The 26,768-nt window shown below is 51.4% G+C and carries 20 protein-coding genes; 4 read left to right on the top strand and 16 right to left on the bottom strand.

The features are described from left to right. Positions 1-17: 17 nt before the first annotated feature. The 10 genes from lpxK to AB182_RS16550 all read right to left on the bottom strand — a co-directional run bounded on the left by lpxK (position 18) and on the right by AB182_RS16550 (position 12,608). A complete protein-coding gene (lpxK, locus tag AB182_RS16505) occupies positions 18-995 on the bottom strand; it encodes a tetraacyldisaccharide 4'-kinase (RefSeq protein ID WP_047371049.1) in 978 nt (325 codons plus the stop codon). Beyond that, on the bottom strand, positions 992-2,740 hold the full coding sequence (msbA, locus tag AB182_RS16510) for a lipid A ABC transporter ATP-binding protein/permease MsbA (RefSeq protein WP_047371050.1): 1,749 nt from the start codon (positions 2,738-2,740) through the stop codon (positions 992-994). The genes lpxK and msbA overlap by 4 nt, the downstream gene beginning before the upstream one ends. Before the next feature lie 36 nt (positions 2,741-2,776). Continuing rightward, entirely contained in the window at positions 2,777-5,041 is a 2,265-nt protein-coding gene (locus AB182_RS16515; RefSeq protein WP_047371051.1) for a ComEC family protein, read from the bottom strand. 211 nt (positions 5,042-5,252) lie between these two features. Beyond that, on the bottom strand, positions 5,253-5,540 hold the full coding sequence (ihfB, locus tag AB182_RS16520) for an integration host factor subunit beta (RefSeq protein ID WP_039078549.1): 288 nt from the start codon (positions 5,538-5,540) through the stop codon (positions 5,253-5,255). Positions 5,541-5,757: 217 nt separating this feature from the next. Further along, a complete protein-coding gene (gene rpsA, locus AB182_RS16525; protein ID WP_047371052.1) occupies positions 5,758-7,431 on the bottom strand; it encodes a 30S ribosomal protein S1 in 1,674 nt (557 codons plus the stop codon). Between the two features lie 111 nt (positions 7,432-7,542). Continuing rightward, positions 7,543-8,226 (bottom strand): (d)CMP kinase, encoded by a 684-nt coding sequence (gene cmk, locus AB182_RS16530; RefSeq protein ID WP_047371053.1) that lies wholly within the window; start codon positions 8,224-8,226, stop codon positions 7,543-7,545. 171 nt (positions 8,227-8,397) lie between these two features. Next, the gene (gene loiP, locus AB182_RS16535; protein ID WP_047371054.1) at positions 8,398-9,156 is read right to left on the bottom strand and encodes a metalloprotease LoiP; all 759 of its coding nucleotides are present in this window, start codon (positions 9,154-9,156) and stop codon (positions 8,398-8,400) included. Positions 9,157-9,310: 154 nt separating this feature from the next. Next, positions 9,311-10,594, bottom strand: coding sequence for a 3-phosphoshikimate 1-carboxyvinyltransferase (gene aroA, locus AB182_RS16540; protein ID WP_047371055.1), 1,284 nt, complete (start codon positions 10,592-10,594; stop codon positions 9,311-9,313). 70 nt (positions 10,595-10,664) lie between these two features. Continuing rightward, complete coding sequence (gene serC / locus AB182_RS16545; protein ID WP_047371056.1) at positions 10,665-11,753, bottom strand: 3-phosphoserine/phosphohydroxythreonine transaminase; 1,089 nt, start codon at positions 11,751-11,753, stop codon at positions 10,665-10,667. Between the two features lie 162 nt (positions 11,754-11,915). Further along, entirely contained in the window at positions 11,916-12,608 is a 693-nt protein-coding gene (locus tag AB182_RS16550; RefSeq protein ID WP_047373334.1) for a DUF421 domain-containing protein, read from the bottom strand. 137 nt (positions 12,609-12,745) lie between these two features. Between AB182_RS16550 and ycaO the strand changes: the two genes are divergently transcribed. The 4 genes from ycaO to pflA all read left to right on the top strand — a co-directional run bounded on the left by ycaO (position 12,746) and on the right by pflA (position 19,176). Further along, entirely contained in the window at positions 12,746-14,506 is a 1,761-nt protein-coding gene (gene ycaO, locus AB182_RS16555; protein ID WP_047371057.1) for a 30S ribosomal protein S12 methylthiotransferase accessory factor YcaO, read from the top strand. 407 nt (positions 14,507-14,913) lie between these two features. Next, a complete protein-coding gene (focA, locus tag AB182_RS16560) occupies positions 14,914-15,771 on the top strand; it encodes a formate transporter FocA (protein WP_039078542.1) in 858 nt (285 codons plus the stop codon). 55 nt (positions 15,772-15,826) lie between these two features. Continuing rightward, positions 15,827-18,109 carry a formate C-acetyltransferase gene (gene pflB, locus AB182_RS16565; RefSeq protein WP_047371058.1) on the top strand — a complete coding sequence of 761 codons (2,283 nt, stop codon included), beginning with the start codon at positions 15,827-15,829 and terminating at the stop codon, positions 18,107-18,109. Positions 18,110-18,435: 326 nt separating this feature from the next. After that, positions 18,436-19,176: a pyruvate formate lyase 1-activating protein gene (gene pflA / locus AB182_RS16570; protein ID WP_039078540.1), complete on the top strand. Its 741-nt coding sequence runs from the start codon at positions 18,436-18,438 to the stop codon at positions 19,174-19,176. 39 nt (positions 19,177-19,215) lie between these two features. Here the strand turns inward: pflA and AB182_RS16575 are convergent, their stop codons facing one another. The 6 genes from AB182_RS16575 to serS form a co-directional block, all read right to left on the bottom strand. After that, positions 19,216-19,704, bottom strand: coding sequence for an anti-virulence regulator CigR family protein (locus AB182_RS16575; protein ID WP_047373335.1), 489 nt, complete (start codon positions 19,702-19,704; stop codon positions 19,216-19,218). Between the two features lie 134 nt (positions 19,705-19,838). Beyond that, positions 19,839-20,987 (bottom strand): MFS transporter, encoded by a 1,149-nt coding sequence (locus AB182_RS16580; protein WP_047371059.1) that lies wholly within the window; start codon positions 20,985-20,987, stop codon positions 19,839-19,841. A gap of 277 nt (positions 20,988-21,264) precedes the next feature. Then, positions 21,265-22,128, bottom strand: a complete 864-nt coding sequence (locus AB182_RS16585; protein ID WP_047371060.1) for a dimethyl sulfoxide reductase anchor subunit family protein — start codon at positions 22,126-22,128, stop codon at positions 21,265-21,267. 1 nt (position 22,129) lies between these two features. After that, a complete protein-coding gene (locus AB182_RS16590) occupies positions 22,130-22,747 on the bottom strand; it encodes a DMSO/selenate family reductase complex B subunit (RefSeq protein WP_047371061.1) in 618 nt (205 codons plus the stop codon). Between the two features lie 10 nt (positions 22,748-22,757). Beyond that, positions 22,758-25,202 carry a dimethylsulfoxide reductase subunit A gene (gene dmsA, locus AB182_RS16595; RefSeq protein WP_047371062.1) on the bottom strand — a complete coding sequence of 815 codons (2,445 nt, stop codon included), beginning with the start codon at positions 25,200-25,202 and terminating at the stop codon, positions 22,758-22,760. A gap of 194 nt (positions 25,203-25,396) precedes the next feature. Next, entirely contained in the window at positions 25,397-26,689 is a 1,293-nt protein-coding gene (gene serS / locus AB182_RS16600) for a serine--tRNA ligase (RefSeq protein WP_047371063.1), read from the bottom strand. Between the last annotated feature and the right edge of the window lie 79 nt (positions 26,690-26,768).

The following is a 26,768-nucleotide window of genomic DNA, read 5'->3' on the forward strand; positions in this document are numbered from 1 at the left end:
GCGCCCCGACAAGAGTGTCAGCGCACCAGAATTAAGAGTTCCTGCAACAACTTCTCTGCTTGCTTATCCTCAAGATGCGCATCCACAGGCAGATACCACCAGTTTTGCTCCGCAAAGGGGCGACACTTGACGGCATCTTTTTCCGTCATGATAAGTGTTTGATCCGGCTCAATCAGTGCTGAGACATCCTGCGGGGAAAGCGCCTGGTGATCGGCCAGGGCAACGGTTTTCACCGGATGCGCACCGGCTTCATGCAGCGTAGCAAAGAAACGCGGAGGATGACCAATGCCGGCCATCGCAACCAGATTTTGCAACGCATTGACACTGCGGCGCTCACCAGTGAGCAAATTCACGGCCAGCCCTGGCTGCAATCGCATAGCTATCTCGCCAGGCTGAGCAATACCACCGTTCGTGATCACAGCATCAACGGATTTAAGTCGGGATGCCCGTTCACGCATCGGCCCTGCAGGAAGCCACCAGCCGTTGCCAAAACGCCGCACGCCATCAATAACAACAATTTCTTTATCACGATGCAGGCGATAATGCTGCAAGCCGTCGTCGGTAACGATCAACTGCACTGGCGAAGCGGTCAGAAGCGCTTTGACGGCATCGACCCTGGCGGGAGACACAGCGACAGGCGCTCCTGTACGTTGAAAAATAAGTACCGGCTCATCTCCCGCCTCGGCGGTCGTGGTTTCAGGCGTGAGTAGCAGCGGGTAGTGTGCGGCTTTACCGCCATACCCTCTGGAAACTACCCCCACCCTGATACCGCGCTGCTGTAATTGTTCAACCAGCCAGACAACCACCGGCGTTTTGCCATTGCCGCCCGCGGTCAAATTGCCGACCACGACCACGGGAACGGGTGCGCGCCAGGCTTTTTTTAACCCCAGCCGCCAGCACAAACGAATAATGCCGCTGACCAGACCATAGAGCCAGGACAGCGGCAATAACAGCAGCCACAGCGGTGATTCGCCGGACCAGATGCGCGCAATCATTCGCCAAACTGCATTTTATGCAACTGCGCATAAACACCGCGCTGCGCCAGAAGCTCGCTATGGCTTCCACGCTCAACGATGCGCCCATCTTCTACCACCACGATTTCATCTGCCTGTTCGATCGTAGAAAGGCGGTGGGCAATCACCAGTGAGGTACGGTTTTTCTGCAATTCATTGAGCGCCGCCTGAATCGCACGCTCTGATTCCGTATCCAGTGCCGATGTTGCCTCGTCCAGGATAAGGATAGGGCTGTCACGCAGCAGCGCACGAGCAATCGCAATACGCTGACGCTGGCCGCCGGAAAGCAATACGCCGTTTTCACCGATAATGGTGTCCAGACCATTGTCCATCTTATTGATGAAATCCATGGCATAGGCCATTTTCGCCGCCTGTTCGATCTGCTCACGGCTGTACTCTTCCGTACGGGCATAAGCAATATTATTTGCCACGGTATCGTTGAAGAGGTGCACGTTTTGCGAGACCAGTGCAACCTGGTTACGCAGTGACGTCAGCTTATACTCACGCAGGTCATGACCATCCATCAGGATCTGGCCTTTATCAATGTCATAGAAGCGCGTGATGAGGCTTGCCATGGTCGATTTCCCTGACCCTGAACGCCCCACCAGCGCCACTGTTTTTCCTGCCGGAATGCTCAGATTGATATTACGTAGCGCAGGCGTCTCGCGCCCCGGATAAGTAAAGGTGACATCACGGAACTCAACGTCACCTTTTGCACGTTCAATAACCAATGTACCTTCATCTTTTTCCTGCTCGCTATCGAGGATAGCGAATAACGTCTGGCAGGCCGCCATCCCGCGCTGAAACTGCGCGTTGACGTTGGTCAACGATTTCAGTGGACGCATCAGCGCGATCATGGAGGAGAACACCACGGTGATGGTCCCGGCGGTCAATGTGTCCATCACGCTTGGGAAGCTTGCAGCATAAAGCACAAATGCCAGCGCCAGCGAAGCGATAAGCTGAATGATTGGATCGGATATTGAAGACGCCGACACCATTTTCATTCCCTGCAAACGCATCTTATTGCTGACTTTCTCAAAACGGCTGGTCTCGACGCTCTGACCACCAAACATCAGCACTTCTTTATGCCCTTTCAGCATCTGCTCGGCACTGGTCGTCACCTGCCCCATCGTGTTTTGCATATTTTTACTGATATTGCGAAAACGCTTTGACACAACGCGAATAGCAAAAGAGACGATCGGCGCAAGCACAATCAGAATGGCGGACAATTGCCAGCTGTAATAGAACATCATCACAAACAGACCGATGATAGATGCCCCTTCACGCACCACAGTGATCAGCGCACTGGAAGAAGAAGAAGCGACCTGTTCAGAGTCATAGGTAATGCGGGACAGGAGTGTCCCGGTAGATTGTTTGTCAAAGAAGGATACGGGCATCCCCATCATATGACCAAAGAGGCGGCGGCGCATGGTCATCACCACTTTGCCTGAAACCCATGAAATACAGTAGCTAGAAATATAGCTGGTGATGCCGCGTAAAATCATCAGCCCGATAACCACCAGTGGCATCCACAGCAACACTGAGCGGTCCGTTTTACCAAAACCATCATCCAGTAATGGTTTGAGAAGCGATAACATAAATGTATCGCTGGCGGCGTTGAGGATTAACGCTACTCCCGACACGATCAAACCCGTTTTAAACGGCGCAATGATGGGCCAAAGTCGGCGGAATGTCTGCCATGTTGAGAGATCTTTGTCGTTATGCATTCAAAAAACCAGCACTTGTTGAAATAGCCGCATATTCTACCCGTTATCTCCAGGTACGCCAAACCACTGATGATACCAACGTGGGAAAATTTGCTCACGTAAGCTCAAGATTTTCCAACCTTGCCGCGAGAATAAGGCAGTTATTTGTCCATGATGAGGTGTATCAAACCACCGGTACGCCTGTTGCTGATAGCGTTTTTGCACTTTTGCCGACGGCAAACGCCAGTTGTTGTAACGCGATGCAGACACCAGCGCGACCGTTCCATTAACCCTTTGAATAAAAGGAAGCGAGGATGAAGTGGTGCTGCCATGATGAGGCACCTGGATAAGTGTAGCCTGGAGATGCTGCCAGTAATGGCTCATCATCCCCATTTCCCCTGCGGTTTCAATATCTCCCGTAAGCAGTATGCTTTGTTGTCCGTCATCAACTTTGACCACGCATGAGCGATCATTTCCTTTCATTTGCGCATCTCTGAGTGGCCAGTGCGCTGTGAAGGTCAACCCTTGCCATTGCCAGCTTTCACCGCGAAAGCAGGGCTGATGACCAGCCCAGCCTAATGGGCTTTTAACCCAAAGCGATGGCCAGTCGATGAGAAGCGTATTAAGCCCACCGCGATGATCAAGATGATCATGGCTGAGGATAATCCCCTCCGGTTGCAGATGATGCCAACGTAACCAGGGCGTAATCAGTTGCTGTGCGCTGTCCCCGCCAGGCCAGGCAAGCCCGGTGTCGTACAGAATAGCCTTACCATTGCGCTCAATGACCATCGCCAGCCCCTGGCCTACATCAAGCATATGAACAGCCCAGTCACCGTCGCGCTGGGTCGGACGAAAAGGGAACAGCAGTAGAATGATTGCTGTAAAACCGATTGCAGGAAAGGAGCGCCAGCAGTGCAATTTTCCCATGACAAGAAAAAGCCAGGGGAGCCAGGCTAACCCAAGCCAGCGTGCATCCACATCAAGCCAACCGTGCGGCAGGCGTTGCAGAAACCAGAACAGAATCGCAAGAGAACCATCAGCCAGATACCAGACAACTGCCTCAACACTTTGCAGGCCGGTTGGATGCAGTAGCATCCCGAAAAGGACGAGTGGGACAGTGATAAAAGTAACCAACGGTACAGCAATTAAATTTGCCGCCATTGAGCTCAGGCTAAGACCGTGAAAAGACAAAATCTGCAGCGGCATTAGCAATAATGTCATGCCAGCCTGGATATAAAGAAGGTCGATGAGAATCCGCTGCCACCTGCACAGAGTATGTATCCGTAATGGGAGCCATTGATACCAAAAGATCAGCGCCGCGACGGCGAATGCAGACAGCCATAAACTTTGCGACAAGACAGCGACAGGATCGATAAACAGTATGCCAGCAATGCAGCACAGCCAAACCTGCCACGGTGTCCACTGGCGTCCCGACAGACGTAGCGCCGCCCATATTCCAATAGACAGCGTCGTTCGAAAAGCGGGTGGCTGCATTCCCGTCAATCCGGCGTAACTGATAGCACTGACCACGCCAATCAGTAACGGTAAATGCCAGTTAATTCGTCTTGCGGGGAAAAAGCGCTGCACCCCTCTTGCCAGTAACACGCCAAGCATTGCCGTTAGCGCAATATGCAGACCGGATATCGCCATCAGATGGGCAGTCCCCGTCTGACGCAGAATATCTTTCACCTCGCGATCCAGTGCAGAACGCTCGCCAAGCCCCAGCGCCAGAATGACTGCCCTCCAGGGGTACGCTTCCAGATGCGTGCTCAGCGAATCCAGGTACTGACCGCGCCAGCTACATTGGGCATCCGCAATCTGTGCATTAATGAAGCGACCCGTCAGCGGTAAATGCGACGACAGTGCGTGACGCTGAGTATCAAATCCTCCATCATTCAGTTGCCCATGTACAGGCCGCGCTCTGATAGTCATATCCCACTGCTGGCCAACACACACAGGCTGCGGCAAATATTCGCCGTAGAGCGTTATGCCTACTGCAGGAATGATGCGCTTACCGTCCAGATGAGTGATCTCAGCGTAGTGTGTTGTTGCATGATCGGTTCCGGTTATCACCACCCTCACCTGCCGATTCGCCCCCGGCAACTGTTGAGTTGGCCAGATAGCCTGCAATGCTGCTAACAATCCCCAGGCGAAAAATAACACCGTAAAACCGGTATAACGAATGTAGCGCTGATGTCTGCTGGCAAGCAGGCACCCTGCAACAATTATCATCCAGACATGTTCAATTTCAGGCAGTACTGGGAGAAATAATAGTGGCAATATGCCTACGTTCAGGGAAAACGCTAGCGCAGGTAATGGCATGCCCACCTCCTTGTTGCGGTAAGTGTGACCGGCGTTGCGCAAGCCGTCTGGCATGATTTTCTTGTTTTGCGGCGAAGGTGGGCAGATTTAAACGAACTTGCAGCCAAAGACAGGCATTATGCGAGCAGTCTTCCACGGCTCAGGGGGCAGAAATGAAAAAAGCACCTGTCGGTGCTTTTCACGATGATTAGGTTTCAATACAGATTGAAACTTAACCTTCATAAATATTGGCGCGGTCACGCAATTCTTTACCCGGCTTAAAGTGTGGAACGTATTTCCCTTCCAGATCCACTTTATCGCCCGTTTTCGGATTACGTCCGGTGCGGGGTGCACGATAGTGCAGAGAAAAACTGCCGAAACCGCGGATCTCAATACGCTCACCCTGGGCAAGAGTAGAGGCCATATGCTCCAGCATCTCTTTGACCGCATCTTCCACGGCTTTCGCGGGAATGTGCGATTGCTGGCTGGCAAGTCTTTCAATCAATTCTGACTTGGTCATGATTCCTCCGGTTTCCTTCAAGGCAAATTAGCTTAACAGCTTGAACAAGGGCGGCCGTAGCCGCCCTTTGTGCTTGATTACAGGACGAAATCTGTAATCTGTCAAGTATACTCATCATACTTCGCGTGTCAGACACGGTTGCTTTGCAATATCGCCCCGGTGATTTACCGAGGCGATGTACTAACAGCCGTCTGGCAGTCCAAAGTATGGCGAAATATTACTCGCCTTTAGCTGCTTTGAAGGCTTCTGCCATAGCGTTGGAGAAGTTACCGTCTTCCTGTTTGTTGTTAACAGTTGCGATAGCATCTTTCTCGTCAGCTTCGTCTTTAGCACGAACAGACAGGCTTACTACACGGTTTTTACGGTCAACGCCGGTGAATTTAGCTTCAACGTCGTCGCCTACGCTCAGAACCAGAGTTGCGTCTTCAACGCGGTCACGGGATGCTTCAGAAGCACGCAGGTAACCTTCAACACCGTCAGCCAGTTCTACGGTTGCGCCTTTCGCGTCAACTGCAGTGACTTTACCGGTGACGATCGCGCCTTTCTTGTTCAGAGCAACGTAGTTGTTGAACGGATCTTCTGCGAGCTGTTTAACGCCCAGGGAGATACGTTCACGCTCTGCGTCAACCTGCAGAACAACCGCTGCGATTTCGTCGCCTTTTTTGTATTCACGAACTGCTTCTTCGCCTGCAACGTTCCAGGAGATGTCAGACAGGTGAACCAGACCGTCGATGCCGCCGTCCAGGCCGATGAAGATACCGAAGTCAGTGATAGACTTGATTTTACCTTCAACACGGTCACCCTTGTTGTGGGTTTCCGCGAACTGCTGCCACGGGTTAGCTTTGCACTGTTTCAGGCCCAGAGAGATACGACGACGTTCTTCGTCGATATCCAGAACCATAACTTCCACTACATCACCAACGTTAACAACTTTGGATGGGTGGATGTTTTTGTTGGTCCAGTCCATTTCGGAAACGTGTACCAGGCCTTCAACGCCTTCTTCGATTTCAACGAAGCAGCCGTAATCGGTCAGGTTGGTTACACGACCGGTCAGTTTAGTACCTTCCGGGTAACGTTTAGCGATAGCAACCCACGGATCTTCGCCCAGTTGTTTCAGGCCCAGAGATACACGGGTACGCTCGCGGTCGAACTTCAGCACTTTAACAGTGATTTCGTCGCCAACGTTTACGATTTCGCTCGGATGCTTAACGCGTTTCCATGCCATATCGGTGATGTGCAGCAGGCCGTCAACGCCACCCAGATCAACGAATGCACCGTAGTCAGTGAGGTTCTTAACGATACCTTTAACTTCCATGCCTTCCTGCAGGTTTTCCAGCAGTTGATCACGTTCTGCGCTGTTCTCGGATTCGATAACGGCACGACGAGAAACAACAACGTTGTTACGCTTCTGGTCCAGCTTGATGACTTTGAATTCAAGCTCTTTGCCTTCCAGGTGCAGCGTGTCGCGAACCGGACGAACGTCTACCAGAGAACCCGGCAGGAACGCGCGAATACCGTTCAGCTCAACAGTGAAGCCGCCTTTGACTTTGCCGTTGATAACACCGGTAACAGTTTCAGCTTCTTCGTACGCTTTTTCCAGCGTGATCCACGCTTCGTGACGTTTAGCTTTTTCACGGGACAGCAGGGTTTCACCGAAGCCGTCTTCTACTGCATCCAGAGCAACGTCAACTTCGTCGCCAACCTGGATTTCCAGTTCGCCCTGGGCGTTTTTGAACTGCTCAGCCGGAATGGCAGACTCAGATTTCAGACCGGCGTCAACCAGTACTACGTCTTTGTCGATAGCAACAACAACACCACGAACGATGGAACCCGGGCGGGTTTCGATTTCTTTTAAGGATTCTTCAAACAGTTGAGCAAAAGATTCAGTCATGTTTAATCTTCAGGTTAATATTAACGTCCACCTGGCTCCGTGCCGGATGGGGTTGTTTCACATACCCGCCGTCAATCCTTTGCAGCGGGGGTACTGCTAATTCTGTCGCAATTACGCGAGTGCCAGTTTTTGGCGCGCATATTGTAGCGCTTTTTCAATCACTTGCTCAATAGTTAAACTGGTAGAATCCAGCACTAAGGCATCTTCTGCAGGAACAAGTGGGGCGACGGCGCGGTTGCGATCGCGGTCATCGCGCTCTTTTATCTCGGATAAAAGGCGATCAAAATTAACACTAAACCCCTTTTCCTGCAACTGTAGCATGCGGCGGTGCGCACGCTCTTGCGAGGAAGCGTCAAGGAAAATTTTCACTGGCGCATCAGGGAATACGACGGTCCCCATATCGCGGCCGTCTGCAATGAGGCCCGGCGCTTCGCGAAAAGCGCGCTGACGACGTAACAACGCCTCACGTACCCGAGGGAACGCCGCAACCTGCGATGCTGCATTAGCAACCTCTTGCGTACGGATCTCACCGCTCACGTCCTCACCTTCAAGGATCACTTCAAGGTTGCCGTCAGTCGAGACAAATCGTACGTCGAGATGCGCTGCCAGCGGGACCAGTACGTCTTCTGAGGTGACATCAACATGGTGGTGCAGCGCGGCCAGCGCCAGCACACGATAGATTGCGCCTGAATCCAGTAGATGCCATTGCAACGCTTCCGCCATTGCCTTGCACAGAGTGCCTTTCCCTGCACCGCTAGGCCCATCAATGGTGATTACCGGGGCAATTGCCGTCATCTTTTTCTCCTTCATAAAGGCATACCGTTAACGTGAACGCCGCGCATTATACGCTGCAACGCCAATGACCGTTACTACCAGGTATAAATAACGGGATTAATCGTTCTGAGTGGAGAAGGTTTGCGCAATTATAGAGGGCCGGAAGAATACCAGCCCGAAAGTGACAATTATTTACTTTTTATCTGCGGCGATACGATCACGAATATGCTGCGCGCGCTCCGCTGATGGCGGATGAGAATCAAATAACGATTTCGCGTGGCCGGAGCCCATTTTCGCCAGTTTTTCAAAACTGGTCACAAGCCCCTGCGTTTTAATGCCGCGTTTTTTCAGCAAGTCATAGGAAAAATCATCCGAATCCGACTCCTGACTGCGGGAAAAGGCGGAATTGATCACGCCATTCGCCAAATCCCCCAACTGTGAGCGGGACAGTTGGGCCGCAACGCCGCTGGTAGCAGAAATTGCGTCACGGGCGGCAAGCGTCGCATATTCTGCCTGCATGGCTTTCTTCGAATGGCCCAGCGCCACATGCCCCAGTTCATGGCCCAGAACCGCTTCAACCTCGTTATCTGTCATCAGATCCATCAGGCCGCTGTAAACGCGGACGCAGCCGTTCGCCATTGCCCACGCATTCACATCCGACGTTAAATAGACCTTATAATTAACAGGAGTGCCGTCGGCATTGTTGCCTAATGCTTTCGCTATTGTGTTCAGGCGTTTTGTATATTTACTTGATGCGCCCGCCACTTTGTTGGTGGCATCCATCTGCTTACAGGCATCATTCGATAACGCTTTGACATCGGCATCCGATAATGTCGCCGCTTTGAAGGCAGCAACACCTGAGCTGGCCAGCATATTCCCGTTCATATTTTTGCAGCCTACCAGCACTACCGCAGCCACGGCTAATGCCAGGAATTTCTTTGTATTTGTCATGTGAATCATCCGTTGATTGAATATATAAAATACATATAAATCATCAACTTAAAATAAGTTGATGTGCAAAAAATAGCATTCAACGGAGAAGGCAGCAAGGTGAAAAAACCAACAACGCCGACAGATGTCGGCGTCAGAAACTGAAGGAAAGGAATCAGCCCAGCGTACTGATACGCGCCAGTTGCTCGAAGTAGTCGGGGAAGGTTTTGGCCGTGCATTTCGGATCGAGGATGGTGACAGGGGTATCCGATAGCGCCACCAGCGAGAAGCACATTGCCATACGGTGATCATTATAGGTGCCAATTTCCGCGTATTGGATCTGCGCAGGCGGGGTCACACGAATAAAATCTTCGCCTTCTTCCACCTCAGCGCCCACTTTACGAAGCTCTGTCGCCATGGCAAAAAGACGGTCTGTTTCTTTAACGCGCCAGTTATAGATGTTACGCAATGTGGTAGTACCACGCGCAAACAGCGCCGCCGTCGCAATCGTCATTGCCGCATCCGGAATATGGTTCATATCCATATCAATGGCGTTTAACTCACCGTGCGTACAGGCAATAAAATCATCGCCCCATACCACCTCCGCCCCCATTTTTTCCAGTACATCGGCAAAACGAATATCGCCCTGCACGCTGTTGCGACCAATACCAGTGACTTTCACCGTGCCGCCTTTAATCGCGCCGGCCGCAAGGAAATAAGAGCCAGAGGAAGCATCACCTTCCACAAGATAGTGCCCGGGCGAGGTGTACTGCTGATTACCGCGCACGACAAAGCGCTGATATTGCTGATTTTCAACTTCAACACCAAAGGTGTGCATCAGATGCAGCGTAATATCGATATAGGGTTTAGAAACCAAGTCTCCTTTAATGGAGATAACGGTATCCTGCGTCGCAAGCGGAGTGGTCATCAGCAATGCAGTCAAAAACTGGCTGGATACGCTGCCGTCAACCTCAACACTGCCGCCGATGAACCCGCCGCGCAGGCGCAGAGGCGGATAATTGTCCTGTTCCAGATAATCAATCTGCGCGCCGCCCTGACGCAGTGCATCCACCAGATGGCCAATCGGTCGCTCTTTCATGCGCGGTTCGCCGGTCAGGACAATGTCATTGCTGCCAAGGCACAGCGCGGCTGCCAGCGGACGCATTGCCGTTCCTGCATTGCCCAGGAATAACTCCAGCGGTTTTTCTGCCGTTAACGGCCCGCCGACGCCGGTTACTTCACAGCGAGTACGATCCGCAGACAGCGTAAAGGAAACTCCCAACGCACTGAGCGCATTGAGCATATGGCGTACATCGTCGCTATCCAGAAGATTGGTCAGTACGGTGGTGCCCTGTGCGAAGGCGGCCAGCAACAAGGCGCGGTTGGAAACACTTTTTGAACCAGGCAGATTAATAGTGCCATCTACCCGCGCGATGGGTTGTAACGTCAGGGATTCCATGAAACTCAACTCTCAACAAACAGAATAAAAAACCCCGCAGCCAGGCTACGGGGTACGAGGCAAGCCAAATTTAGCCGTGGCGACGCTCGAAGTCAGCCATAAAGTCGGTCAGCGCTTTTACGCCTTCCAGCGGCATTGCGTTATAGATAGAAGCACGCATGCCACCGACAACGCGGTGACCTTTCAGTGCATGCAGCCCTGCCGCCAGTGACTCTTCCAGAAAAATTTTGTCGAGCGCGTTGTCAGCCAACTGGAACGGAACGTTCATCCGAGAACGGTTCGCTTTGGCAACATCGTTACGATAGAAATCGCTACTATCAATCACACCGTAGAGCAGGTCAGCTTTTTGCTGATTAATACGGTCCATGGCTGCAACGCCGCCATTGTTTTTCAGCCATTTGAAGACGAGACCAGCCAGATACCAGGCAAATGTCGGCGGCGTGTTAAACATGGAATCGTTTTGTGCAAGGATGGTGTAATCCAGAATAGAAGGGCAAGATTGATGCGCTTTACCCAGCAGATCCTCACGAACGATAACCAGCGTTAAGCCCGCCGGGCCGATATTTTTCTGCGCACCTGCATAAATCACGCCGTAGCGGGAAACATCCAGCGGAGTGGACAGAATAGTGGAAGAGAGATCTGCCGTTACCACCACATCGGACGCAAAGTTCGGCGTTTCATTGATGGCAATACCGTCAATGGTTTCGTTCGGGCAGAAGTGCAAGTAAGCGCTGTTATCGCTCAGTTGCCACTCGCTCATCGGCTTCACGCCACGCAGCCCCTCTACAGAGATTTTTGCGTCGATAACATTTGGGGAGCAGTATTTTTTTGCTTCTTTGATTGCACTCGCCGCCCAGTAACCTGCATCAACATAATCTGCAGTGGTTTTATTCCCCAGAATGTTCAACGGGATACCGGCAAACTGACCACGACCACCGCCATGGCAGAACAAAACTTTGTAGTTCGAGGGAATATTCAGCAGATCGCGAAAATCCTTTTCTGCTTCCTCAGCCACCTGAATAAATTCTTTACCACGGTGGCTGATTTCCATCACCGATGTACCAAGACCGTGCCAGTCACAGAGTTCCTGTTGAGCCTGTTTAAGCACATCCGCCGGTAACATTGCCGGACCTGAACTGAAATTAAAGACCTGAGCCATTTCCCCTCACCACGCTAAAAGCAATAAGTTATAACAGTGGATATCGGTTTTATCATTCAGTGACACGCGCCGCAATGTCTAAAACTTATGACCCGAAAAATGCGGTCATTGTCACACAAAACATTCTTCCGCCTAATCGTCATAAAACCGACATAATGGCTATCACGTTACCCGAATTCCCCGGCTGGCCTTCGACCATTCTGGATTTGCGCAGCGTGGGCACAATTGATGGCAGCCCGCCGGCATGGCCATGATTTTACTGCATTGAACACAGGCGTAGTCTCCCGCCTCAGGTACGGTAGTGAAACGTTCAGAAAACGCCTTCGGTAAAATACACAGCCCCGGTTTTACATCTTCATCGGTATAGTAAAAGACGCTCAGTTCACCATTGGTCTCCAGGATGGCCAGCCTCACCTGTCCCAGATGATCAACGCCGCGAATGCGTAGCTCCATAAAGAATTCAAATTCCGTCATGTTCTGCTTATCTAATTTCTCCCAGACAAATTCCCCTTCATGAATGATGATGGCGGGCTTTCCTTCCAGCATATCTTCCAGTTTCTCACTGTGCGTCATGAACCACATCACCAGGCGGTACAGTACCGCGAGGGTAACAAATACCACCAGTACCGGAAGCATTGGCACATCGTCATAAAACGCAACGTCGCCTGCCGCTGAGCCTAACGTCAGAATGATCAGTACCTCAAAGAGCGACATCTGACGCACACCACGTCGCCCTGTGATTTTGAGAAATATAAAGACCAAAACAAAGGTATAAAGGCTGCGAAGCGCAACTTCGCCAAGAAACTCCAGAGGAACCTTATCCAGCGCCATGCGGTGGAGATCAAACGCTTTCATTTTTTTATGTCCGAACAATAAGTTAGATCCATTAATGATAGTCAAAAGTTTTATTTTCGCAGGTCAGCCCCCAAAGATAGCGTCAGTCACGTAAAACCCGTATCATTGCCCGCTTTACGTACAAAAAAGTGACTGCTATGACGCAAACCTATATCCCCGGCAAAGACGCCGCACTGGAAGATTCCATCGCTCGCTTCCAGCAAAAACTGCTCGACCTCGGCTTCAATATTGAAGAGGCTTCCTGGCTGAACCCGGTACCTAACGTCTGGTCCGTGCATATTCGCGATAAAGACTGCGCGCTGTGCTTTACCAACGGTAAAGGCGCAACCAAAAAGGCAGCGCTGGCATCTGCGCTGGGTGAATATTTTGAGCGTCTGTCCACCAACTATTTCTTTGCCGATTTCTGGCTGGGTGATGACGTGGCTAACGGTCCATTTGTCCATTATCCGAATGAAAAGTGGTTCACGCTGACCGAAGACGACACACTGCCGGAAGGCATTCTCGATCCGCGCCTGCGTGAATTTTACGATCCGGAAAACGAACTGACGGCAGGTATGCTGATCGATCTGCAGTCCGGCAACGAAGCTCGCGGGATTTGCGCCCTCCCCTTTACCCGCCAGTCAGATGAACAAACCGTCTATATTCCAATGAATATCGTCGGTAACCTGTATGTATCTAATGGCATGTCAGCGGGTAATACCCGTAATGAAGCGCGCGTACAGGGACTGTCAGAGGTTTTTGAACGTCATATTAAAAACCGCATTATCAGCGAACGTATCAGTTTGCCTGAAATCCCGGCAGATGTTCTCGCACGTTACCCAGGCGTTGTAGCATCCATTGAGAAGCTGGAAGCCGAAGGTTTTCCGATCTTTGCTTATGACGGCTCGCTGGGTGGTCAATATCCGGTCATTTGCGTTGTCCTGTTTAACCCGGCTAACGGTACCTGTTTCGCCTCTTTCGGCGCACATCCGGACTTTGGCGTGGCGCTGGAACGTACCGTGACGGAACTGCTGCAAGGTCGTAGCCTGAAAGATCTGGATGTCTTTACCCCGCCGACGTTTGACGATGAAGAAGTTGCAGAACATACCAACCTCGAAACGCACTTTATCGACTCCAGCGGTTCGATCTCCTGGGACCTCTTTAAGCAAGATGCGGACTACCCGTTTGCTGACTGGAGCTTTGCCGGGACAACCGAAGAAGAGTTTGCCACCCTGATGGCTATCTTCAGGGCTGAAGATAAAGAAGTGTACATCGCCGACTACGAGCATCTGGGCGTCTATGCCTGCCGTATTCTGGTTCCGGGTATGTCCGATATTTATCCGGCAGAAGATCTCTGGCTGGCAAACAACAGCATGGGTAGCCATCTGCGCGAAACGATTCTCTCACTGCCAGGTAGCGAGTGGGAAAAAGAAGATTATCTGAATCTTATCGAACAGCTTGATGAAGAAGGCCACGATGATTTCACTCGCGTGCGTGAGTTGCTTGGCGTGGCGACCGGTAAAGACAATGGCTGGTTTACGCTGCGTATTGGCGAACTGAAAGCCATGCTCGCGCTGGCGGGTGGTGACCTGGATCAGGCGCTCTCCTGGACGGAGTGGACCATTGAATTCAACGGTTCGGTATTCACCGCTGAGCGCATCAATTACTACCGCTGCCTGCAAACGTTGCTGCAATTATCTCAGGAAGAAGAGCGCCAGCCGCTGCAATATCTGAACGCTTTTGTGCGCATGTATGGCGCGGATGCGGTTGAAGCTGCAAGCGCGGCACTTAGCGGTGAAGCGCCCTTCTATGGTCTGCAGGCGGCGGAGGGGTCGTTGAAGGCGTTCCCGGCGCATCAGGCGTTGTTAGCCGCTTACGAAAAATTACAACGGGCCAAACGTGCCTTTTGGTCGAATTAACGACAAGTAACACGACAATCTGTAGGCTTAATCACAGGTCTACGTTATATTACGGGGCAATTTCATTGCCCCTTTTTATTTATATTTCGGCAATGAGTGCCAATTGTAATAATTAAGTTAACCATGGGTGAATATATTTATATAAACCCAGGGATTATTGTTACTCTTTATGGCAATTACTCCATTTTAATTAACCGTTGTGCGGGAGGCCTTATAAAAAAATTCAACTGTAATTGCAAATTTTAAACTTTATTTTTATTTTGATAATCAACAAGTTACTCCGCATTTGCTGAAAAACCATGCACTTTGCGGTCCTATAAGCCAGGCGAGATATGATCCATATCAAATTCTCTTCTATAATGCTTTGTTAGTATCTCGTCGCCGACTTAAATAAAGAGAGAGTTAGTGTGAAAGCTGACAACCCTTTTGATCTAATACTTCCAGCTGCGATGGCCAAAGTTGCCGAAGAAGCAGGTGTCTACAAAGCAACAAAGAAACCGCTGACAACGTTCTTTTTGGCGATTACAGCAGGTGTCTTTATCTCCATCGCGTTTGTTTTTTATATTACTGCCACCACTGGGACAGCATCAATGCCGTACGGCATGGCTAAACTGGTTGGTGGGATATGCTTCTCATTAGGGTTAATTCTTTGCGTCATCTGCGGCGCAGACCTTTTCACATCAACGGTGTTGATCGTGGTGGCGAAAGCCAGTGGACGTATCACCTGGGGCCAGTTGGCTCGTAACTGGGTAAACGTCTACATCGGTAACCTGATTGGTGCATTGCTCTTCGTGCTGCTGATGTGGTTGTCCGGCGAATATATGGTAGCAAATGGTGGCTGGGGCTTGAATGTCCTGCAAACAGCCGATCACAAACTGCACCATACCTTTATTGAAGCTGTCGCACTGGGTATTTTGGCGAACCTGATGGTCTGTCTGGCCGTATGGATGAGCTACTCAGGTCGCAGTCTGACCGATAAAGCCCTGATTATGGTTCTGCCGGTGGCCATGTTTGTTGCCAGCGGTTTTGAGCACAGTATCGCAAACATGTTTATGATTCCGATGGGTATCGTAATCCGTCACTTTGCGAGCCCGGAGTTCTGGACCGCTATCGGTTCCAGCCCGGAAAGTTTTTCTCACCTGACTATTGCAAATTTCATCACCGATAATCTGATTCCGGTAACAATTGGGAATATCATTGGTGGAGGATTGTTAGTTGGGTTGACATACTGGGTCATTTACCTGCGTGGCGATAATCATCATTAATTGATGGTTGTTTCAGGCAGTAAATAAAAAATCCACTTAAGAAGGTAGGTGTTACATGTCCGAGCTTAATGAAAAGTTAGCCACAGCCTGGGAAGGTTTTGCGAAAGGTGACTGGCAGAAAGAAGTCAACGTACGCGACTTTATCCAGAAAAACTATACCCCTTACGAGGGTGACGAGTCCTTCCTGGCTGGCGCAACCGACGCGACCACCACGCTGTGGGACAAAGTAATGGAAGGCGTTAAACAGGAAAACCGCACTCACGCGCCTGTTGACTTCGACACCTCTGTTGCTTCTACCATCACCTCTCACGATGCTGGCTACATCAACAAAGCGCTTGAGAAAATCGTTGGTCTGCAGACTGAAGCACCGCTGAAACGTGCGATTATCCCGTTCGGTGGTATCAAAATGGTTGAAGGTTCCTGCAAAGCGTACAACCGCGAGCTGGATCCGGCCCTGAAAAAAATCTTCACTGAATACCGCAAAACGCATAACCAGGGCGTTTTTGATGTTTACACCAAAGACATCCTGAACTGCCGTAAATCTGGCGTGCTGACCGGCCTGCCGGATGCCTATGGCCGTGGCCGTATCATCGGTGACTACCGTCGCGTTGCACTGTACGGTATCGACTTCCTGATGAAAGACAAATACGCCCAGTTCCTGTCTCTGCAATCTGACATGGAAAACGGCGTAAACCTGGAAGCGACTATCCGTCTGCGTGAAGAAATCGCTGAACAGCATCGTGCTCTGGGTCAGATCAAAGAGATGGCCGCTAAATACGGTTGCGATATCTCTGGCCCGGCTACTACCGCTCAGGAAGCTATCCAGTGGACTTACTTCGGCTACCTGGCTGCTGTTAAATCCCAGAACGGCGCAGCAATGTCCTTCGGTCGTACCGCTACCTTCCTCGACGTGTTCATCGAGCGCGACCTGAAAGCCGGCAAAATCACCGAACAAGAAGCGCAGGAAATGGTTGACCACCTGGTCATGAAACTGCGTATGGTCCGCTTCCTGCGTACCCCTGAGTATGATGAACTGTTCTCTGGCGACCCGATTTGGGCAACTGAATCTATCGGCGGTATGGGCGTTGACGGCCGTACGCTGGTGACCAAAAACAGCTTCCGCTTCCTGAACACCCTGTACACCATGGGGCCGTCTCCGGAGCCGAACATCACCATTCTGTGGTCTGAAAAACTGCCACTGAACTTCAAGAAATTCGCTGCGAAAGTCTCCATCGATACCTCTTCTCTGCAGTATGAGAACGATGATCTGATGCGTCCTGACTTCAACAACGATGACTACGCTATCGCTTGCTGCGTAAGCCCGATGGTTGTTGGTAAACAAATGCAGTTCTTCGGTGCTCGCGCTAACCTGGCGAAAACCATGCTGTATGCCATCAACGGCGGCGTTGATGAAAAACTGAAAATGCAGGTTGGTCCTAAATCTGAACCGATCAAAGGCGATGTACTGCACTTCGATGAAGTGATGGACCGCATGGATCACTTCATGGACTGGCTGGCTAAACAGTACGTCACTGCGCTGAACGTTATCCATTACATGCACGACAAATACAGCTACGAAGCTTCTCTGATGGCGCTGCATGACCGTGACGTTATCCGTACCATGGCGTGTGGTATCGCAGGTCTGTCCGTTGCTGCCGACTCCCTGTCTGCTATCAAATATGCGAAAGTTAAACCGATTCGTGATGAAGACGGTCTGGCTGTCGACTTCGAAATCGAAGGCGAATACCCGCAGTTCGGTAACAACGATGCACGTGTAGATGACCTGGCGGTTGACCTGGTAGAACGTTTCATGAAGAAAATTCAGAAACTGACTACTTACCGTAACGCTATCCCGACACAGTCTGTTCTGACCATCACTTCTAACGTTGTGTATGGTAAGAAAACCGGTAACACCCCAGACGGTCGTCGCGCAGGTGCGCCGTTCGGACCAGGTGCTAACCCGATGCACGGTCGTGACCAGAAAGGTGCTGTCGCCTCTCTGACCTCCGTTGCTAAACTGCCGTTTGCTTACGCTAAAGATGGTATCTCTTACACCTTCTCTATCGTTCCGAACGCGCTGGGTAAAGACGATGAAGTGCGTAAAACTAACCTCGCGGGTCTGATGGATGGTTACTTCCACCACGAAGCGTCCATCGAAGGTGGTCAGCACCTGAACGTGAACGTGATGAACCGCGAAATGTTGCTCGATGCGATGGAACACCCGGAAAAATATCCGCAGTTGACCATCCGTGTATCTGGCTACGCAGTACGTTTTAACTCCCTGACTAAAGAACAGCAGCAGGACGTTATCACTCGTACTTTCACTCAGACCATGTAATGGGTGTCACCCAATGGATTTCGGGTTACATCAAGGCGGCAAGGGCGCGAATCCCGATGAACTTACTCACGTAAGTGATTCGGGTGAGTAAACGAAGCCCACAAAGATGCAGCCTGAAAGACGATGGGTATTGACTGAAATCGCGATTTAAAAAGCGTACAATAAAGGCTCCACGCAAGTGGGGCCTTTTTAACACCCTCTCCAGTCTGCTTTGCCAGATATCTATACTAAAACGATGGATATCAGCCAAAATAGACTTAAACACAGCCGGTGAGCTGTGCATCAATACAGGCCCCGGATGGGCCACATCTGGAGAAAACACCGCAATGTCAGTTATTGGTCGCATCCACTCCTTTGAATCCTGTGGTACCGTTGATGGCCCGGGTATCCGCTTTATTACCTTCTTCCAGGGCTGCCTGATGCGTTGCCTGTATTGCCATAACCGCGATACCTGGGACACCCATGGCGGTAAAGAGATCACCGTCGAAGATCTGATGAAAGATGTCGTGACCTATCGTCACTTTATGAATGCATCCGGCGGCGGCGTGACTGCTTCCGGTGGGGAAGCTATTTTGCAGGCGGAGTTTGTCCGCGACTGGTTCCGAGCCTGCAAAAAAGAGGGTATTCATACCTGTCTCGATACTAACGGCTTTGTTCGCCGTTACGATCCAGTGATTGATGAGTTACTGGAAGTAACTGATCTGGTGATGCTCGATCTCAAACAGATGAACGATGAAATTCATCAGGATCTGGTAGGTGTCTCTAACCACCGTACGCTGGAGTTCGCAAAATATCTCGCGAATAAAAATATTAAGGTCTGGATCCGCTACGTTGTTGTACCAGGCTGGTCTGACGATGACGACTCTGCGCACCGCCTCGGTGAATTTACCCGCGATATGGGCAATGTCGAAAAAATCGAACTGCTGCCTTACCACGAGTTGGGTAAACACAAATGGGTGGCGATGGGTGAAGAGTACAAACTGGATGGTGTTCATCCACCGAAGAAAGAGACCATGGAACGCGTAAAAGGCATCCTGGAACAATATGGTCATAAGGTGATGTACTGATTTAAATAATAACGCCCGGTTTTCCCGGGCGTTATTATTTTATTTGAATACACCATTAATCATTGCCGTTACCACGGCAGTGCTCAGCGCCACTAACACTAAATCGTCGCCCACAATACGCCATTCATATCCCGGATAAGAAGGTAACTGCCCCAGCATCGGCGCTGGCACCGTCTTCTTCGCAATACCGGGAGGTAATGCTTTACCGCGCGCAACGTTTTTTGCGATTCCCGGCGGCAAAGAATCATAGCCCGTTAGGCCATAATTCACAGCCAGCGTACGTGCACGGTCGTAGCTGACATTCACTGAAACATCATTACCGTCTTTTTGTTTAGCGGATTTGTGTTGATTATTTGACGAATGATTTCCGTTATCACCATGCGAGCCGGCATTACCATGGTTGCCGCTATTGCCCTGCCCTCCGCCATTACCATTCCCATTACCGGGATTAGCCATAGCAGGTATTGATACGAGGGAACACGCGAGAAAAACAGCCAATGCGGCAGTACTGAAACGACGTAAAGACATCATGATGGAAGCCTTCTTAAAGTGAGTCCAGGCGCAGAATATCTGAGGTATTCGACGGGTCACAATAGGGACAACTCCCATAATGGAGGATTTTCATCTGCAAAGAGAAAAAGCCCGCGCATGCAGGCTTAACATCAGGCATGGGCCACTGGCGTTGGATGCTGACCCACTTTGCGCATCAACATCAGCAGATAGATAAATGACACGCTGGCAATCATGATAAACAGCAGGCTATCGGAATAGCTTTGCATCAACATCGCCGTCAGCGTTGGTCCTGAAAGGCTGCCTACCGTATAGCTCAGCAGCAAAGCCTGGTTCATCGCCACCAGTTGGTGGTACTCGACTTTTTCGCAAGCCCATGCCATCGCCACCGGGTAAAGCGTAAAACCAGCCGTCCCCAACACAAATAATGCCGGAGCCATTGCCGCATTGCTCAGCATTGCGAAACAGCCAAGGATCACAACAAAAACCTGAACGCGCAGCACCAGCAGCCGGCCAAAACGATCGGCCAGACGGCCAATTGGCCACTGTCCGATGATACCGGAACTCACCATTAACGCCATCCAGAACCCAATCCCCGCATCACTGATGCCCTTATGGTTCAGATAAAGCGGCATCAACCCATACAAGGAGCCCAGAATGATCCCGGAAATAATGCAACCGTTGACGCCAAGGCGCGCCTGGCGCAAGCGGAACATAGGCCAGATAGCCGTAGTTGCATGAGATTCATCGCGCTGTTCCATAATGCGTGTGAAGAGTAACGGCAAAATTCCCGCCAGTATTAACCCCACGGCCCAGGGCAGTACATGCATCAATTCAGTAGAAAGTTTGCTCACCATCAACTGACCAAGCACCGTGCCCACGTAATAGACCATCATATAGGCCGCCAGTAAGCGCCCGCGATTACGGGATGTGCCACTGCACATCAACGCACTTTCCACCACAACCCAAATCATTGCGCAACCGATACCCGCAACGAAACGCCAGCTAAGCCAGCTCCAGAAGCCTACGTTCAACCCCAGCCCAGCGCAGCCAACCGCAAAAATAATGGATGCGATGTAATAGCTGCGGTTAAACCCAAGCCGCTGGATCAAACGCCCCGTCAACAGCGTGCCCAGTAAGTTGCCAGTAAAATAGGAAGAGCCGACCATACCAACCTGCCAGGTAGGCATATTTTCATGGGCGAGCCAAAGCGGGACGAGCGTGTTTAATACTGCAATCGCCAGCGTCAACAACAGCAGGCCACAGAGCAACAAAAGCACTGGGCGGGTATAAGTGGGCATGGATAAAAAACCGTGAGGAAGTTCAAGATTCGTGCGCATCATGCCACTGGTAAAAACATTGTCAATCTGCCACTTTTGGCCGTCGACTGGTTTTACGGCGGGACGATATAGAAAACTAATCCAGCGGACTTTCCGTCAGGTTAAAAGTTTAACTACCTGATTGATTAGAAAGGCTTATGTCTGGAATACGTTGGTAGTGTTCAGTCGAAAAAATTCATGATGATTTTCAGCGAAAAAAGCCTGAAAAGCCGGGACTTCCGCCCCGGCGGTTACAACGTTAGCCTGCCACTGCCATACCCACGGTCATGTGCAAGCCGTAAAAGACACCGCGACCAATCATCTCTCCCACCACGACCAGGACAAATGCCAGACTCAGTAGCGGAATCGCAGGGTAGTGGCCTTTGAGCTGCGGCGCAACCCAGCATCCTACAGCCAGGACCAGCGCAACGACGCGCCATGCCATTAATGACCCATAATCCGGCACCAATGCAGAGGCCTGCTGGATAGAACTGTGAATGGAGGCAAGTTCACTGCCCTGCATCAGCACAACAACCGTGCTGGCAACCAGCGCGAGTAAGGTAATCACTGGCAACAGACGCATTGCCCACCCCTCAACCCCCGCCATACGCAGCAATAAATAACCGAGTAGCGGGCCTCCAATAAACAGCGTCAGGAAGAAACTGAGCGGCGTCCAGACAGTATACCAGGTCGGTACCGTATCAATGGTGTTGTACACACGCACCATCATCCAGACAAACACCACCCCCAGCACTGCCGTCACAATCAGCCACAACTGGCGCCCCCCCTGTGACAGTTTACCCGCCAAAGCCAGCAGCCAGCCGATACCGCCAACAGCAAAAAACAACGCCCCCGCGGCGATTTCATTGCTCAACGCCGAAGAGCCGATCCGGTTAAGGGAGTTCAGCGCCCGCATTGGCGTGCCGAGGTGGAGCATTGATGCGATAAAACCAATACCCATGAGTACCCACAGACCAAACATCACGCGAACAATACGTTGCTGCGCCTGAAAATGATCATCGCCTTTCATAAGCGCCACAGCCAGTACAATGAACCCACCCACCACACACTGACCAAGGACAGTGAAGATCATCAGCGGCCATTCATGCCATCCGTTTCCCATCTCACACCTCCAGCGGATTTGCCAGATAGCCGGTGGTATCTCCTGTCGGGCGGCTGTTGGCGTTAGGTTTAATCACAATGCACGGCTTCGTGAAGTGCGACGCCGGGAGCGGGGCGACAGCCGCCAGCTCACCGTGTTTTTTGCGCAGCTCTTCAATCGGGCCGAAATCCAGCGCACGCAGCGGACAGGATTCCACACAAATGGGTTTATGCCCCTCGGCGACGCGACTGTAGCAGCCGTCGCACTTGGTCATGTGCCCTTTTTCGGCGTTGAACTGCGGCGCGCCGTACGGGCAGGCCATATGGCAGTAACGGCAACCGATGCAGATATCTTCGTCCACCACCACAAAGCCATCTTCGCGTTTGTGCATCGCCCCGCTGGGGCAGACTTTGGTACAGGCCGGATCCTCGCAGTGGTTACAGGCGATGGAGAGGTAATAGGCGAAAACGTTCTGGTGCCAGACGCCGTTATCTTCCTGCCAGTCTCCGCCCGCGTATTCATAAATGCGGCGGAAGCTGACATCCGGGGTTAAGTTCTTGTAATCCTTACACGCCAGCTCACAGGTTTTGCAGCCGGTGCAGCGTGCGGAGTCAATATAAAATCCATATTGCGTAGCCATCTCTTACTCCTTACGCCTTCTCGACCTGAACAAGGTTAGTGTGCGACGGGTTACCTTTCGCCAGCGGCGAAGGACGCTGCGTTGTCAGGACGTTAATGCTACCAGCCTGGTCTATACCTTTCGCATCCGGCGCATACCAGGCCCCTTCACTCAGCGCGACAACACCTGGCATCATGCGCGGTGTGACTTTCGCTTCGATATGAACTTCACCGCGATCGTTAAAAATACGTACGCGGTCACCGTTGTTTATCTCACGTTTGCGCGCATCAATCGGGTTGATCCACATCTCCTGACGACAGGACGCTTTCAATACATCAACGTTGCCATAGGTCGAGTGCGTGCGGGATTTGTAGTGGAAGCCAGTAAGCTGTAAGGGGAATGTTTTATTCAGTGGATCGTTGTAATTCTCGAAGCCTGGGGTATAAATCGGCAACGGGTCGATAACATCTCCCTCCGGCAATTCCCAGGTTGCTGCGATCGTTGCCAGCGCTTCTGAATAGATCTCGATCTTGCCTGACGGTGTGGTCAGCGGGTTGGCCTGAGGATCATCGCGGAACCCTTTGTAAGCAACATAATGCCCATCCGGATCGCGCTGTTTGAACATTCCCTGCTGACGTAACGTATCAAAATCAGGCAAATTCGGGATTGCTTTGCGTGAAAGTGCGTGCAAGTGGCGCATCCACTCTTCCTGCGTGCGACCTTCGGTAAACTGCTGCTCAACGCCAAGACGTTTTGCCAGCCCGGACATCATGTCATAGATGGTTTTACACTCGAAACGAGGCTTGATGACCTGATCATTAAAAATGACGTAAGACATATTACCGGAGGACGCATCCAGCGCGAAATCCATCTGCTCAGACGCCGTACAATCTGGCAGCAAAATATCGGCATATTTTGCCGATGACGTCATATGGCAATCAATCACCACAATCAGCTCGCATTTTTTATCATCCTGCAGGATGTCGTGCGTGCGGTTGATATCCGAATGCTGATTGATGAGGCAATTACCGGCATAGTTCCAGATCATCTTAATCGGTACGTCCAGCTTATCTTTGCCGCGTACACCATCGCGCAGCGCCGTCATCTCAGGCCCTCGCTCAATGGCATCCGTCCACAAAAACATGGAAATGCTGGTTTGAACCGGATTGTCCAGTGTTGGCATTCGTTCGAATGGCAGATCATATGACCCCTCGCGCGCGCCGCTGTTGCCACCATGGATCCCGACATTGCCCGTCAGGATAGCGAGCATTGAAATCGCGCGGGTCGCCATCTCACCGTTGGCATGGCGCTGTGGCCCCCATCCCTGGCTGATAAACGCGGGTTTGGTGCTACCGATTTCACGTGCCAGTTGCACAATTCGTTCTGCTGGAATACCGGTAATGGTTGAGGCCCACTCTGGCGTTTTGGCCACCCCATCTTTGCCTTGTCCAAGGATATAGGCTTTGTAATGACCATTAGCAGGCGCACTGGCAGGCAATGTTTTTTCGTCATAACCAACGCAGTACTTATCGAGGAATGGCTGATCAACAAGGTTTTCCGTAATCAGTACCCATGCAATACCGTTTACCAGTGCAGCGTCAGTACCGGGACGAATGGGGATCCACTCATCTTCGCGCCCGGCGCCGGTGTCGGTATACCGCGGATCGACGATGATCATTCGGGCATTCGATTTTGCCCTCGCCTGTTCAAGGTAATAGGTCACCCCACCACCGCTCATGCGTGTTTCGCCAGGGTTGTTACCAAACAGCACGACCAGCTTGCTGTTTTCGATATCTGACGGACTGTTACCCGCCGCCCAGCCACCGTATGTGTAATTGAGCCCTGCAGCAATTTGTGCCGAGGAATAGTCGCCATAATGATTAAGGTAACCGCCACAACAGTTCATCAGGCGTGCCACCAGCGTTTTTCCCGGCGGCCATGAGCGCGTCATTGTCCCGCCGAGCGTGCCAGTACCGTAATTCAGATAGATGGATTCGTTGCCGTAGTCTTTAATAAGACGCGTCATATTCTGCGCGATGGTGTCGTAAGCCTCTTCCCAGCTGATTCGCTCGAATTTGCCTTCACCGCGTTTGCCAACGCGCTTCATCGGATATTTCAGACGATCGGGGTTGTAAACACGACGGCGCATTGAGCGGCCACGCAGACAGGCGCGAACCTGATGCAGCCCTTTGTAGTTGTCATCACCGGTGTTGTCAGTTTCTACATATTTAATTTCGCCATCCACAACATGCATGCGCAGCGGGCATCGGCTACCACAGTTGACCGTACATGCACTCCAGATAACTTTTTCACTGGTGGAAGGTGGAGAGATTGCGTCAGCGGCGCTGACGAGTCGGGAAAAAGGTAAAGTGAAGGCGCTTCCTGCCGCCGCGAGCCCGCCAATGGCGGTTGTTCTCATCAGCCCACGTCGACTCACCTCCACACCGAGTAGTGTATCGGGGGTCTTGATTTTCATATGTTCTCACTTTGCTTACAGAATTAAGAATATGAAACCGTTATATAATTACTTATATTGCGCAATTCCATTTTTTTAGCGTTTTATTCTGACCTGGCAAAGTGAGTATTAACCTCATTGATAATAGGCTTATTGTCGAAAATCAAGATGGGCAAAAAAAAAGCGCCCGCAGGCGCTTTTTATAATGTAAGAGCTTAGCCGATGTACTCAAGTCCACGCATATAAGGACGCAGCACTTCCGGGATCTCGATACGACCGTCAGCTTGCTGGTAGTTTTCCAGCACGGCGACCAGCGTACGACCAACCGCCAGACCGGACCCGTTCAGCGTGTGTACCAGTCGGGTTTTCTTATCGGATTTGCTACGGCAACGAGCCTGCATGCGGCGTGCCTGGAAGTCCCAGACGTTGGAGCAGGAGGAGATTTCGCGATAGGTATTTTGCGCCGGCACCCACACTTCCAGATCGAAGGTTTTGCACGCACCAAAGCCCATGTCACCCGTACACAGTGCAACACGGCGGTATGGTAGGCCGAGCAGCTCAAGGACTTTTTCTGCGTGACCGGTCATCTCTTCCAGGGCAGCCATAGAATCTTCCGGGCGAACAATCTGAACCATTTCGACTTTGTCGAACTGATGCATACGGATCAAACCACGCGTATCACGACCATAAGAACCCGCTTCGGAACGGAAGCACGGTGAATGCGCTGTGAGCTTAATCGGCAAGTCATCTTCGTCGATGATTTCATCACGAACGAGGTTGGTCAGCGGCACTTCTGCGGTCGGAATCAGTGCATAGTTACTGCTGTCAGCTTCTTCTTCCAGTGGACGCGTATGGAACAGATCGCCCGCAAACTTCGGCAACTGGCCCGTACCGTACAGCGTATCCTGGTTAACCAGATAGGGAACGTAGGTTTCGCTGTAGCCGTGCTGTTCGGTATGCAGATCGATCATAAACTGCGCCAGCGCACGGTGCAGATGAGCTATCTGACCTTTCATCACGACAAAACGGGCACCGGTCAGTTTAACCGCTGCAGCAAAATCAAGACCGGCGTGCATCTCGCCGAGCGAAACATGGTCACGAATTTCAAAGTCGAACTGACGCGGCGTACCCCAACGTTTCACTTCAACGTTGTCGTTTTCATCTTTACCCACCGGAACGCTATCGTCCGGAATGTTTGGGATCGCCAGCGCGATATCACGGATTTCCGCCTGCAGCGTTTCCAGCTCGGCTTTTGCCGCATCCAGCTCTTCACCCAGTTTGTTCACTTCCAGGCGTAATGGCTCAATGTCTTCCCCGCGCGCTTTCGCCTGGCCGATGGATTTCGATCGCGAGTTACGCTCTGCCTGCAGGTTTTCAGTGTTTACCTGCAAAACTTTGCGACGTTCTTCAAGAGCGCGCAATTTATCTACATCCAGCTTAAAGCCCCGGCGTGCCAGTTTTTCTGCGACTGCGTCTGGCTCGGTACGCAGCAGATTGGGATCGAGCATGCTTATCCTGTGCTTATCGAATTGAAAAATGAGAAAGCGACCGCAGCCTGCGGCCACAGAGATACACCGACAACATTAC

Origin of the sequence: Phytobacter ursingii (assembly GCF_001022135.1) — a bacterium.
Lineage (GTDB): Bacteria > Pseudomonadota > Gammaproteobacteria > Enterobacterales > Enterobacteriaceae > Phytobacter > Phytobacter ursingii.